This is a genomic window from Rhizobium sp. BK512, from assembly GCF_014194915.1.
In the GTDB taxonomy this organism is placed as follows: Bacteria; Pseudomonadota; Alphaproteobacteria; order Rhizobiales; family Rhizobiaceae; genus Rhizobium.
Genome location: NZ_JACIAS010000001.1, coordinates 662602 through 675096, shown reverse-complemented (window position 1 = coordinate 675096; position 12495 = coordinate 662602). Strand labels below are relative to the sequence as shown.

Sequence of the window (12495 nt, the reverse complement as noted above, 5' to 3'; positions counted from 1 at the left end):
AGAATTCGATTCAATGCGTCAGGGAACGAAGACCGGGTCTTTCGGCAGGTTCGGCGGGTTATATCCGGTCACCATGCGCACCCTGACGGATTCATGCAGGCTTGCTCCATCGGGGATGAAACGCCTATCCTCGAGTGGCAGATAAAAGCCGCTTCTGCCGTGTTTGCGCCAGGAGTTTTCCGGCACCCATCGGGGAAAATATTCGAGCAGCTTCCAGCCGGCCTTCATCGAATCGTGCAGCGGTTCGGTTGCATTCAGCTCGACATAGTCCTTGTCGCTCTTGCCAAGGACGATGCTGTTGACCGTACGCGAAACGTAGAGCAGCCCCGTCGGTCCCGTTTCGCGGATCATCCAATCGAGTGGTATCTTGATCTGCGCGCTCTGAGCTTCCGGATAGCCGCCGCCGACATCGCCGTGCACGCCGGCAAACCACACTTCCTTGAAATCCTGTTTTGCCGTCGAGGTCTTGAAGGGATTACCGCGGTAGTCCTGATCCGGCGTCCATGGCTCCGGTTGAAACATGGTTCTGCGCTCATCGATCGCCATGGCGTGGCGCACATATTCGACGCTTGGATTCTTGCGGGTGAACGGATGTGTCTTGAACTGAAGGCGCCCTCTGCCGGCCTCGATGAGGGACGCGACCGTATCGAAAAGGCCGAGCAGCTTGATCGGCGGACGGTCGTTGCGCAGCATGCGTTCGTAAAGCCGCATGCTCTTGAAGGGGGCCGCGGGATCGCCATCGGCGCTTTGTTCCTGTTCGGGAATGCCTTTGTAGGTTCGATAGGCATAATCGACCAGGTTCAGGTGATATCTGCTGCTCAGACCGTAGGCATGGATAAAGCCTGCGAGAACGCGGGCGGTATAGGCGCCGCGGCTGAAGCCGAAGATGTAGATGCGGTCACGCTCGGGGTGGCCTCCATGGTCGTCCGCCGGACCGGCATCGTAATTCTCGACGAGGAAGCGATAGGCGCCTTTGACGTTTTCATCGAGACCCCACCCAGTGGCAAGCCCCCAGACCTCGATGGTCTTGCGATATAAGCGCGACCACGCATCGGCTGCGCCGAGCGTGCCCACACCGGGGTCGTAATAGACGATCTGTTCGTCGGAGCGCTTCAGCGCTCCGAACAGGCGCAAGATATTGGTTCGGTCTTTCGTTATCTCGTTCGACGTGCCATCGAACAGAATGACGATGTTCTTCGGCATGCAGGCCCCCCGATGCTCGGGGCACAGGCTAACACTGAGTTTCCGCGTCTGCAATTTTGGGTCGCAAGTTGCGAACGCTACCAATATCTAAGAATCGATCGCGATGAACTCGTCAAATTTGAAATTGTCTTCGATGCTTATTGCGTCAGCACTCAAAAACGAGTGATTGAAAATAGTGCGATGCGCCAAGATCTGCAAAAAGGGCGGCACATTTCCAATCCGGATGGGTTTTTGAGGCGCTGTTATTTTTTCATATTTTCCGGAATGATCGCGTTTCACGCGATGAACATCTCGCCAATCGTAAGTGAAAAAACCTCGCTCAGCCATTGTCACGAAGTCATCAGGCCTGGGATAATTTACCAGCAGATTGACTTCGGAGATGGCAGGTAGCTGAAAAAATATCGCCTCCAACTCGCCGGATCCAGTTTGTATGTCTTGGAGTGCGGATAAGGGAATTGCTCCAGCTCCGCCAGTGACAAAGATGGCAAGAAAGCCATCCTTGTCGGTAGCAACCCATATATAGTCAATATCGGACGGGTATTCAGTCATTCTGGACCATCCGATAAAAACGGCGTGTCAGCTTCTAGGACGCAGAGTTCCGGTCCACAGATCAAGATGACTGTGAAGAGGCAATGCCTCTCCACAGCGTAATCAAAAATAGCTCTGCAGCGGGCGGACCTCGAGATTGCCGGCCTTGAGGGCCTTGATGGCCTGGGCGGCGGCTTCGGCGCCGGCCATGGTCGTGTAATAGGGCACCTTCTGCATCAGCGTGGCGCGGCGCAGCGACTTCGAATCCGAGATCGCCTTGTTGCCGTCGGTCGTGTTGATGACGAGCTGGACCTGGCGGTTGCGGATGGCGTCCTCAATATGCGGACGTCCTTCGAGCACCTTGTTGATCTTGGTGGCGTTGATGCCGTGTTCACCGAGGAAGCGGGCGGTGCCTCCGGTTGCCAGAACCTTGAAGCCTTGTTCGACAAGGATGCGGATGGCCGGCAGAACACGCGGCTTGTCCTCGTCGCGGACGGCAACGAAGACCGTTCCTTCGCGCGGCAGTTCGACGCCGGCGCCGAGCTGCGACTTTGCGAAGGCCAGCGCAAAATCGCTATCGAGGCCGATGACCTCGCCGGTCGAGCGCATTTCCGGACCGAGCAGGGTATCGACGCCCGGGAAGCGGGCGAAGGGGAAGACGGCTTCCTTGACGGCGATGTGCTTGAGCGCACGCGGATCGGGCTTTTCGCCATAAGCGGCGAAGGTCGCATCGAGCTTCTCGCCGGCCATGACGCGGGCGGCGATCTTGGCGATCGGCGCGCCGATGGTCTTGGCGACGAAAGGTACGGTACGCGAAGCACGCGGATTGACTTCGAGAACGTAGACAGTGCCGTCCTTGATGGCGAACTGGACGTTCATCAGGCCGCCGACATTAAGAGCCTTGGCCATGGCCTTAGCCTGGCGTTCCAGCTCATCGAGCATCTCGTTCGAAAGCGTGCGCGGCGGCAGCGAGCAGGCGCTGTCGCCCGAGTGGATGCCGGCTTCTTCGATATGTTCCATGATGCCGGCGACATAAACGTCGGTGCCGTCGGAGAGGCAGTCGACATCCACTTCGATGGCGTGGCTGAGGTAGCTGTCGAACAATAGCGGGTTCTTGCCGAGCAGAGTGTTGATCTGGCCGGTCTTGTCGTTCGGGTAGCGCTGCTTGATATCCTCGGGCACGAGTTCCGGAACCGTGTCGAGCAGGTAGGTCTGCAGCTGGCTCTCGGCATGGATGATCTGCATGGCGCGGCCGCCGAGCACGTAAGAGGGGCGAACGACCAGCGGGAAGCCGATTTCGGCAGCGACCAGGCGGGCCTGCTCGACGGAATAGGCGATGCCGTTGTTCGGCTGGTTGAGATCGAGCTTCATCAGAAGCTTCTGGAAGCGGTCGCGGTCTTCGGCAAGGTCGATCATGTCGGGCGCGGTGCCGAGGATCGGGATGCCGTTCTTTTCGAGTGCTTCGGCGAGTTTCAGCGGGGTCTGGCCGCCGAACTGGACGATGACGCCGACGACTTCGCCCTTTTCCTGCTCGGCGCGCAGGATTTCGATCACGTCTTCGGCCGTCAGCGGCTCGAAATAGAGGCGATCGGAGGTATCGTAGTCGGTCGAGACCGTTTCCGGGTTGCAGTTGATCATGATCGCTTCATAGCCGGCATCCTTCAGCGCGAAGGCGGCATGGCAGCAGCAATAGTCGAATTCGATGCCCTGGCCGATACGGTTCGGACCGCCGCCGAGGATGACGACCTTCTTGCGGTCGGAGACCAGCGCCTCGGAGCGCGCAGCGCCGACGAAGGGCGTCTCGTAGGTCGAGTACATGTAGGCGGTCGGCGAGGCGAATTCGGCAGCGCAGGTGTCGATGCGCTTGAAGACCGGGCGGACGTTCAGCGAGTTGCGCAGCTCTGCCACTTCCTTCGGGCGCTTGCCGGTCAGCGTGGCGAGGCGGGCATCGGAGAAGCCCATGGCCTTCAGCATGCGAAGGTTGGTCTCGTCGGTCGGCAGGCCGTGTTCGCGGATGCGGGCTTCCATGTCGACAATGTTCTTCAGCTGGGCGATGAACCAGGGGTCGATCTTGCAGCCTTCGTGAACTTCTTCGATGGTCAGGCCCATGCGCAACGCCTGGGCGACCATGCGCAGGCGATCCGGCGTCGGCGTGCCGATCGCGGCGCGGATGGCGTTCAGGCTGGATTCGCCTTCTTCGGCATCGGGGATCTCGATTTCGTCGAGGCCGGTCAGACCGGTTTCGAGGCCGCGCAGCGCCTTCTGCAGCGATTCTGCAAAGGTACGGCCGATCGCCATGACTTCGCCGACGGACTTCATGGCTGTGGTCAGAACCGGGGAAGCGCCTGGGAATTTCTCGAAGGCGAAACGCGGGATCTTGGTGACGACATAGTCGATCGACGGTTCGAACGAGGCAGGGGTCGCGCCGCCGGTGATGTCGTTTTCGAGTTCGTCGAGCGTATAGCCGATGGCGAGCTTGGCAGCGATCTTGGCGATCGGGAAGCCGGTGGCCTTGGAGGCGAGCGCCGAGGAGCGCGAGACGCGCGGGTTCATTTCGATGACGACGAGGCGGCCGTCCTTCGGATTGACGGCGAACTGCACGTTCGAGCCGCCGGTCTCGACGCCGATCTCGCGCAGCACCGCAATCGAAGCGTTGCGCATGATCTGGTATTCCTTGTCCGTCAGCGTCAGCGCCGGGGCGACGGTGATCGAATCGCCGGTGTGGACGCCCATCGGGTCGATGTTCTCGATCGAGCAGATGATGATGCAGTTGTCCGCCTTGTCGCGGACGACCTCCATCTCATACTCCTTCCAGCCGAGGACGGATTCTTCGACCAGCACTTCGGTGGTCGGCGAAGCATCGAGGCCGCTGCCGACGATTTCGAAGAATTCAGAGCGGTTATAGGCAATGCCGCCGCCGGTGCCGCCGAGGGTGAAGGATGGGCGGATGATGGCCGGCAGGCCGACATGGTCGATCGCCTGAGCGGCGATCGCCATCGCATGGCTCATATAGCGCTGCTTGCGGTCGCTCTCGCCGAGGTTCCACTGGTTTTCCAGTTCGTCGAGCGCCTTGTCGAGATCGGCGCCGGAGAGGCTTTCGCGCAGCTTGGTGCGCTCGGCTTCATGGGTCTTGCGGTCGGCGTCCTTGATGTCGGTGGCGTTTGCCAGCATCGAGCGCGGCGTTTCAAGGCCGATGCGCGCCATCGCCTCGCGGAACAGCGCGCGGTCCTCGGCCATGTCGATGGCGGCGGGCTTGGCGCCGATCATCTCGACATTATAGCGGTCGAGCACGCCCATGCGCTTCAGCGAGAGCGCGGTGTTCAGCGCCGTCTGGCCGCCCATGGTCGGCAGCAGCGCGTCGGGGCGTTCCTTGGCGATGATCTTGGCGACGACTTCAGGCGTGATCGGCTCGACATAGGTCGCGTCGGCGAGACCCGGGTCGGTCATGATCGTGGCCGGGTTGGAGTTGACGAGGATGACGCGGTAGCCTTCCTCCTTCAGCGCCTTGCAGGCCTGGGTGCCGGAATAGTCGAATTCGCAAGCCTGGCCAATCACGATCGGTCCTGCGCCGATGATGAGGATCGATTTGATGTCTTGGCGCTTTGGCATGGGCGATATCCATTTCTAGCTGCGCAAAAAGCCGGCCAGGGTGGGAGGTCACCGGGTCGGGTCGCGCATTGAGGGTCTTTTCAGGCTAGAAGCGGCTTATAGGCAAATGTTTTTGCAAACGGAACCCCATAAATCAAGGAATCGACAGGAATCCGGACCGCCCTTTGGAAGCCTATTGCTGACCGGGCACGACGAGCGCGCGAATCTCGCCGCCGAGCGCCGGATTGGCGATCGCTTCGGGTGCTTGTTCCAGCGTGATCCGACGCGAAATCAGCTGCTCGACCCTGATTGCGCCCGAAGCGATAAGATTGGCCGCACGCCCGTGTGTGAAAGGGTTGAGGAAGGAAGTGACGAGGCTCACCTCGCGGAACAGCAGGTCGAAGGGCTCGACCTCGATCTTTGCGCCTTGCGGCATGACGCCGAGGATGAGGGCAGTGCCTCCACGCCTTGCGAGCTTCGGCGCCTGCATCATGGTTTCCGGCACGCCAGCGCATTCGAAGACGATGTCGGCGCCGCCGGGCAGCAATCCGCCTTCGCCGGTAATGCCGCTGATTGGATCCTTCCACGATGGATCGAAGGTGGCCGTTGCGCCGAGCGTTTCAGCGAGCGTCCGTTTATCTGCACTGCGGGTGACGAGGAGAACATGCGTCGCGCCGGCGAGCCGGGCAAGCTGGACGGTGAGAAGGCCGATTACACCGCCGCCGAGCACGATGATGGAAGCGCCGGTCCTTATATTTGCGAGATCGAGGCCGTGGAGGCAGCAGGCGAGCGGCTCGCAAAAGGCGCCGTGCAGCGGATCGAGGCCAGGCGGCAGGGCGAGGGCCTGTTTCTGCGGCAGGATGACATAGTCGGCAAAACCGCCGTCTTTGTGGATGCCGATCGCCTGTAGGTTCCGGCAGAGATTGACCCGGCCGTTGTGGCATTCTTCGCAGCGACCGCAGGCGATATTGGGATCACCCGTAACGCGCATACCGGGGCGAAAACCGCTGACCTCGGAGCCGACTGCTTCGATGATGCCGGCGAATTCGTGGCCAAGGGTCACCGGTGGATGCGAGGGGAACTCGCCGAGGAAAAGATGGCGATCGGTGCCGCAGATGCCGCAGGCTTCGACGCGCACCAGCAGGTCATCCGGTCCGGGAACGGGCTTTTCGACCTCACGCAGGAACAGCTTTCCGGTCGCTTCCAGGCGCACGGCTTTCATCGGCATTCTCCTCCAGGTCTCCTCATCATCAGGAAGCGGGAAAGCAGGAGTCGCGTCAAGCAGTTGCCGGCATTTCTTCAGCCGAAGCGCCGGCGGGCTTCCTCGGCAAAACTCCGGCTGACGGGAATCTGCGTGCCGTCGCGCGTGAGGATCAGGATCTTGCCGTTATCGCGTTTCAGGGCTTCAACATGGGCGTCGGCCACCCAATGTGACCTATGCACCTGGAGGCCTGGTGTCCCGCCGATCTCGCGCAGCGCGTCGGAAAAACGCAACAGCACCAGCTCGCGACCGCGGCTGGTAACGACCTCGGTATAGTGGTCCTGCACGGACAGACGCAGCAGGGCGCCGCGATTCTGCGGCTTCAACCGATCGAGGATCGAGCTTGATGAGGGTATTTCCGCCTTTGCCTGTTCGATCTGGCGATGCATGGTGAGATAGGTCAGGAAGCAGAAGAGGGCGCAGAGCGGCAGCGCGAAGAAGGCCCTGTAGAGGCTGCTTTCCAGCAGGACCGGATCGCCGCTGAAAATGTAGTCGACGAGACCGATCGCAAAGCCGATCGGCAAGGCTGCGACCAGCGAGCCGATCATCATGCGCCAGAACATGCGATCCAGCACCTTGCGCAGCAGAGTATCGGCAAGCACCGAAAACAGGATCGCGATCGACCATGCGGCAGCGTGCAGGATCAGCCAATAGGCGAAGCGCTTGTCGGCCGGCATGCTTTCCATCGTGCCGTAGGGGCCGGTCACCGCGAAGATCAAAACGACGGCGAGGAAGGTTCCCCAGAAGCGCGGAGAGCGCCAGAAAACCTGCAATTCGCGAAGCGTGGATTGCAAGGACGGGTGATCCACGAAGTTTCCTCGTCGTTTACGCCATCTTTGTTGAGAGGAACGCAGTCATGCCGGAAACAGGGGGCGATTTCAACCGGAGCCGACCATGACCCTCGAGCCACTGTTCAATGCGCCCCTTGCCATTCAGATCCACGTCCTTGCCGTCGTGCCGGCAGCAATCCTTGGCGCCTATCTGCTGGCCCGGCCGAAGGGCACGCCAAGGCACCGGCTGCTCGGCAAGGTCTGGATGGCGCTGATGGTCATCACGGCGCTCTCGAGCTTCTTCATCCACAGGATCAATCTGTTCCATGGCTTCAGCCCGATCCACCTTCTTTCCATCGCGGTGCTTGCTGGAAGCTGGCGGGCTATTCTGGCTGCACGGCGGCACGATATCCGTACGCATCGCCGGGTCGTATCGGGCATGTATTTCGGCGGCATCGTCGTTGCCGGCCTTGCCACTCTGCTGCCGGGCCGGTTGATGAATGCCGTCGCCTTTTCCGGCGACAGCTGGATAGCGGTAGCGGTGCTCGTGCTGGTCGCCGTTGCGGTCGTCGGTGCCATCCGGTTCGGGCCGCGCCGCAGCCGGGCGGCGTAAGGAGGCGGCTGGAATTCGTTCTCGCACCGGATATATAACTGACTCCTAAGAGCATGCTTCAATGCATAGCCGGGGAGATCGAAGATGGAATGGAAAGGCCGGCGTCAATCCGACAATATCGAGGATCGCCGCAGCGATCCGTCCGGTGGCGGCAATCCCTTTGGCCGCGGTGGCGGTTTCAGTTTTCCGTCGGGCGGCGGGGTTGGCCGTCGCGGTGGCGGGCTCAGCATCGGCACGATCATCTTTCTCGTCGTCATCTACCTGATCTTCAAGGCGATGGGTATCGACCTGATGCAGGTGATGGATGGCGGCGGTTCGGTCGGAGGTCCCGGTTACGAGCAAAGCCAATCGTCTCCGCAGGCGCCTGCCAATGACGAGATGACCGCCTTCGTGCGCACGGTTCTCGCCGAAACCGAAGATACATGGCATGGCATTTTCCAGTCGCAGGGCAAGGATTACGAAGAGCCGCGGCTTGTTCTCTTCTCCGGCCAGACGCAATCGGCCTGTGGTTTCGCATCGGCTGCGACCGGTCCGTTCTATTGCCCCGGCGATCATAAGGTCTATCTGGACACTGCCTTCTTCCAGCAGCTTTCCGATCAGTTCGGCGCATCAGGCGATTTTGCGGAGGCCTATGTGATCGCCCACGAAGTCGGCCATCATGTGCAGAACCTGCTCGGCATCCTGCCGAAATTCAATCAGGCACGCCAGAGCATGAGCGAGGCGGATGCGAACAAGATGTCGGTCCGCGTCGAGCTGCAGGCGGATTGCTTTGCCGGCATCTGGGGCAAGTTCACACAGCAGAAGGGCATTCTCGATGCCGGCGATCTCGAAGAGGCATTGAACGCTGCGCAGCAGATCGGCGACGATACGCTGCAGAAGCGTTCGCAGGGCTACGTCGTGCCGGAGAGCTTCAACCACGGCACGTCGGCGCAGCGCGTGCGCTGGTTCAAGCGGGGCTTCGACAGCGGGCAGCTTTCGGCCTGCGATACTTTCTCCAACCCGATTTGAGCGGAATATCCGGCACCTTGCCCGAAGGCAGGGTGCCGGTACGCCGGGCAGCTTACTTTTCGCTGTCCATATGCTTGAGCTGGGCTTCCGGATAGCGGGCGCCCTTGGCAGCCCCCTTTGGTACGGCGCGTTCGATGGCAGAGAGATCATCCTTGGTGAGCTCGACGGCACGCGAACCGAGTGCTTCCGTCAGCCGGTCTCGGCGGCGGGCGCCGACTAGAGGCACGATATCCTTGCCCTGCGCCGCCACCCAGGCGATTGCCACCTGCGCAACTGAGGCGCCCTTGAGGGTGGCGATCTTTCTCAGCTCCTCGACCAGAGCGAGATTTTCATCGATATTGCCTTCCTGGAAGCGCGGGCTGACGGCGCGGAAGTCACCTGCACCCTGCTGGCCTTTCTGCCAGTGGCCGCTGATGAGGCCGCGCGAGAGCACGCCATAAGCGGTGATGGAGATGCCGAGCTCGCGGGTAGCAGGCAGGATCTCATCCTCGATGCCGCGGGAGATCAGCGAATATTCGATCTGCAGGTCGGCAATCGGTGCGACGGCCGCAGCCCGGCGGATCGTATCGGCGCCGACTTCGGAGAGGCCGACATGGCGGACGTAGCCGGCCTTGATGAGATCGGAGATGGCACCCACCGTGTCCTCGATCGGCACGTTGGGATCGAGGCGGGCAGGGCGGTAGATATCGATATAGTCGACGCCGAGGCGCTGCAATGTATAGGCAAGGAAGTTCTTCACTGCGATCGGGCGGGCGTCGTAGCCATTCCAGCCGCTGGAGGGATCGCGCAAGGCGCCGAACTTGACGCTGATGACGGCGTCTTCGCGCTTGCGGCCCTTGAGCGCTTCCCCAATCAACATCTCATTATGACCCATGCCATAGAAATCGCCTGTGTCGAGCAGATTGACGCCGGCATCGAGTGCTGCGTGGATGGTTGCTATGCTTTCGGCACGGTCGGACGGGCCGTACATGCCCGACATGCCCATGCAGCCGAGACCGATGGCCGAAACATCAGGACCGGTTTTTCCCAAACGATAGGTCTGCATCTTCTTCTCCTTCAGCGACGCCCCGATGGCGTCTTCGGATGCCGTTTTATAGCAGCCATGTTTGTGCGATAATCCGGATGGTATCGAACGGGCCGTACGGAAAAATGCACAATGGATGATCTTCCCCTCAGTGATCTGGATGCCTTTGCCGCGATTGCAAGAGAGCGCAGCTTCCGCTCCGCAGCCCGCAAGCGCGGGGTTTCCGCATCGTCGCTGAGCGATTCTCTGCGACGCCTCGAGGAGCGGCTCGGCGTCAGGCTTCTCAATCGCACAACGCGTTCCGTCACGCCGACGGCGGCGGGCCAGCGATTGCTCGAGAAGCTCTCTCCGGCGCTTTCGGAAGTGGCCGCCGCGCTCGGTCAGCTTGACAGTTTTCGTGACAGTCCGGCGGGCACGCTCAGGCTTAACGTGCCGAGCATTGCCGTCAAACTTTTCATGGCTGAACTTGCCGCCCGGTTTCTGACGCTCTACCCACAGATCACCCTGGAAATCATTGGCGAAGATACATTCATCGACGTGCTGGCCGCCGGCTTCGATGCCGGCATTCGCTATGACGAGCGGCTGGAGCGGGACATGATTGCCGTGCCGGTCGGTCCGCGCCGGCAGCGCTATGTGACGGCGGCCGCTCCCGCTTATCTGGAAAGGCGGGGCATACCGCAGCATCCGCGGGATCTGCTGGAACATAGCTGCATCCGCCATCGCTTCATCAGCGGCGCTTCGCTTGCCTGGGAATTCGAAAGGGGTGACGAGACGCTCGTAATCGCGCCGTCCGGTCCCATCATCGCCAATGCAGTGGAGATGGAAATCGAGGCCGCGCTTGCAGGTCTTGGTGTCATCCGCACCTTTGAAGAACTGCTCGCGCCGGGGATTGCGGAAGGCCGGCTGGTGCGGATCCTGAGTGAGTGGGACAGCGAATTTTCCGGCCCGTTTCTCTATTATCCGAGCCGCCGCCACATGCCCGCGCCATTGCGGGCCTTTGTGGACTTCGTGCGGGTGGAGCAGCGAAAAAGCGCGTGAATGATCTGTTTTGGCGGCTTCTCCATCAAAAACATTGAAATGTTCACGGATTGTTTCGGTCAATTCAATCGGCTATGTCATATATTCGGCGACGAGATCGTCTTTCCAGAAAATATCGGCTGTAGAGATGTCTTATGCTTGATCCGAAATTCGTTCGCCGCGGCCTTTTCCTGGTCTTCATCATTCTCTTTCTGGATGTTATCGGCATCGCGATCATCATGCCGGTCCTGCCTGTCTATCTGGAGGAACTGACGGGCGGCACGGTCAGCGATGCAGCCGTCGACGGCGGCTGGCTGATGCTGATCTATTCGCTGATGCAGTTCCTGTTTGCGCCGCTGCTCGGAAACCTGAGCGACCGTTTCGGGCGACGTCCGATCCTGCTGCTCTCGGTGCTGACCTTCGCGTTCGACAATTTCATCTGCGCCATCGCCACCAGTTACTGGATGCTCTTCGTCGGCCGCGTGCTCGCCGGCATCAGCGGCGGCAGCTTCGCCACCTGCTCGGCCTATATTGCCGACATCAGCAATGAAGAGAACCGCGCCAAGAATTTCGGCCTGATCGGTATCGCCTTCGGTGTCGGTTTCACTGTCGGTCCCGTCATCGGCGGTTTCCTCGGCGAGTTCGGGCCGCGCGTGCCATTCTATGGTGCGGCCGCGCTTTCCTTCGTCAATTTCGTTGCCGCCTGTTTCCTGCTGCCGGAAACGCTCGAAGCGAAGAACCGCCGTACCTTCGAGTGGAAGCGCGCAAACCCGCTCGGCGCTTTGCGGCAGATGCGGCACTATCCCGGGATCGGCTGGGTTTGCCTCGTGATGTTCCTGTTCTTCCTCGCCCATGCCGTCTATCCCTCGGTCTGGCCCTTCGTCTCGACCTTCCGCTATGGCTGGAGCGAAGGGCAGATCGGCCTGTCGCTCGGCATCTACGGGATCGGTGCGGCTGTCGTCATGGGGCTTGTCCTGCCGCGTGTCGTGCCCGTTCTCGGCGAATGGAAGACGGCGGTTCTCGGCCTCTGCTTCTCGATGGCGGCGCTTTCGGGCTACGCTTTCGCCTGGGAGGGCTGGGTCGTCTACACGGTGATCGTATTGACCGTCATGGAGAATGTCGCCGACCCGCCGTTGCGCAGCATCGCCGCCGGCAAGGTGCCGCCATCGGCACAAGGAGAGTTGCAGGGCGCGCTCACGAGTATCAGCAGCATCACGACGATCATCGGCCCGCTGATCTTCACGCAGATGTTCGGCTATTTCACCAAGCCGGATGCGCCGATCACCTTTGCCGGTGCGCCTTATCTGCTGGCCGCTTTCTTCATCATGGTTGCGGCGGTTGTATTTCTGACGCGTGTGAGGATAGCGAAAGCGCCGGCACAAGCCTTCAACGCGGCGGAATGATCCATCAAAAACAATGAAGCTGTGATGAATTTTTCAGCATCTGCTTGTTTTGGGGTAGTTCTTTGCGCTGCCTTGCTTTA

The 12495-nt window shown here is 60.7% G+C and carries 10 protein-coding genes; 4 read left to right on the top strand and 6 right to left on the bottom strand.

Translation table 11 applies throughout. The annotated features are described in order from the left end of the window. Window positions 1–18: 18 nt before the first annotated feature. From FHX06_RS03430 to FHX06_RS03410, 5 genes are all read right to left on the bottom strand, one after another. Complete coding sequence (locus tag FHX06_RS03430; RefSeq protein ID WP_183878105.1) at window positions 19–1203, bottom strand: T6SS phospholipase effector Tle1-like catalytic domain-containing protein; 1185 nt, start codon at window positions 1201–1203, stop codon at window positions 19–21. Between the two features lie 87 nt (window positions 1204–1290). Then, entirely contained in the window at window positions 1291–1752 is a 462-nt protein-coding gene (locus FHX06_RS03425) for a hypothetical protein (RefSeq protein ID WP_183878103.1), read from the bottom strand. Window positions 1753–1854: 102 nt separating this feature from the next. Continuing rightward, window positions 1855–5340 (bottom strand): carbamoyl-phosphate synthase large subunit, encoded by a 3486-nt coding sequence (gene carB, locus FHX06_RS03420; RefSeq protein WP_183878101.1) that lies wholly within the window; start codon window positions 5338–5340, stop codon window positions 1855–1857. Window positions 5341–5512: 172 nt separating this feature from the next. Next, on the bottom strand, window positions 5513–6541 hold the full coding sequence (locus FHX06_RS03415; protein ID WP_183878092.1) for a zinc-dependent alcohol dehydrogenase family protein: 1029 nt from the start codon (window positions 6539–6541) through the stop codon (window positions 5513–5515). Between the two features lie 77 nt (window positions 6542–6618). Next, window positions 6619–7389, bottom strand: coding sequence for a LytTR family DNA-binding domain-containing protein (locus tag FHX06_RS03410; RefSeq protein ID WP_112543609.1), 771 nt, complete (start codon window positions 7387–7389; stop codon window positions 6619–6621). A gap of 85 nt (window positions 7390–7474) precedes the next feature. On the opposite strand from FHX06_RS03410, the gene FHX06_RS03405 reads away from it, so the two are divergent. Further along, entirely contained in the window at window positions 7475–7963 is a 489-nt protein-coding gene (locus FHX06_RS03405; RefSeq protein ID WP_112543610.1) for a DUF2306 domain-containing protein, read from the top strand. An 84-nt stretch (window positions 7964–8047) separates the two neighbouring features. After that, entirely contained in the window at window positions 8048–8971 is a 924-nt protein-coding gene (locus FHX06_RS03400) for a neutral zinc metallopeptidase (protein ID WP_112543611.1), read from the top strand. Window positions 8972–9023: 52 nt separating this feature from the next. On the opposite strand, the gene FHX06_RS03395 is transcribed toward FHX06_RS03400, so the two are convergent. Further along, window positions 9024–10016 carry an aldo/keto reductase gene (locus tag FHX06_RS03395; RefSeq protein ID WP_183878090.1) on the bottom strand — a complete coding sequence of 331 codons (993 nt, stop codon included), beginning with the start codon at window positions 10014–10016 and terminating at the stop codon, window positions 9024–9026. A 111-nt stretch (window positions 10017–10127) separates the two neighbouring features. Here FHX06_RS03395 and FHX06_RS03390 point away from each other — a divergent pair, with 111 nt between their 5' ends. Beyond that, a complete protein-coding gene (locus FHX06_RS03390) occupies window positions 10128–11033 on the top strand; it encodes a LysR family transcriptional regulator (RefSeq protein ID WP_183878088.1) in 906 nt (301 codons plus the stop codon). A 134-nt stretch (window positions 11034–11167) separates the two neighbouring features. Beyond that, complete coding sequence (locus FHX06_RS03385; RefSeq protein WP_112972247.1) at window positions 11168–12415, top strand: TCR/Tet family MFS transporter; 1248 nt, start codon at window positions 11168–11170, stop codon at window positions 12413–12415. The last annotated feature ends 80 nt before the right edge of the window (window positions 12416–12495 follow it).

What these genes read in the sequence shown, in the direction of transcription:
- FHX06_RS03430 (WP_183878105.1), bottom strand. Translation starts at nt 1,203, where the DNA reads ATGCCGAAGAACATCGTCATTCTGTTCGATGGCACGTCGAACGAGATA.
- FHX06_RS03425 (WP_183878103.1), bottom strand. Translation starts at nt 1,752, where the DNA reads ATGACTGAATACCCGTCCGATATTGACTATATATGGGTTGCTACCGAC.
- carB (WP_183878101.1), bottom strand. Translation starts at nt 5,340, where the DNA reads ATGCCAAAGCGCCAAGACATCAAATCGATCCTCATCATCGGCGCAGGA.
- FHX06_RS03415 (WP_183878092.1), bottom strand. Translation starts at nt 6,541, where the DNA reads ATGAAAGCCGTGCGCCTGGAAGCGACCGGAAAGCTGTTCCTGCGTGAG.
- FHX06_RS03405 (WP_112543610.1), top strand. Translation starts at nt 7,475, where the DNA reads ATGACCCTCGAGCCACTGTTCAATGCGCCCCTTGCCATTCAGATCCAC.
- FHX06_RS03400 (WP_112543611.1), top strand. Translation starts at nt 8,048, where the DNA reads ATGGAATGGAAAGGCCGGCGTCAATCCGACAATATCGAGGATCGCCGC.
- FHX06_RS03395 (WP_183878090.1), bottom strand. Translation starts at nt 10,016, where the DNA reads ATGCAGACCTATCGTTTGGGAAAAACCGGTCCTGATGTTTCGGCCATC.
- FHX06_RS03390 (WP_183878088.1), top strand. Translation starts at nt 10,128, where the DNA reads ATGGATGATCTTCCCCTCAGTGATCTGGATGCCTTTGCCGCGATTGCA.
- FHX06_RS03385 (WP_112972247.1), top strand. Translation starts at nt 11,168, where the DNA reads ATGCTTGATCCGAAATTCGTTCGCCGCGGCCTTTTCCTGGTCTTCATC.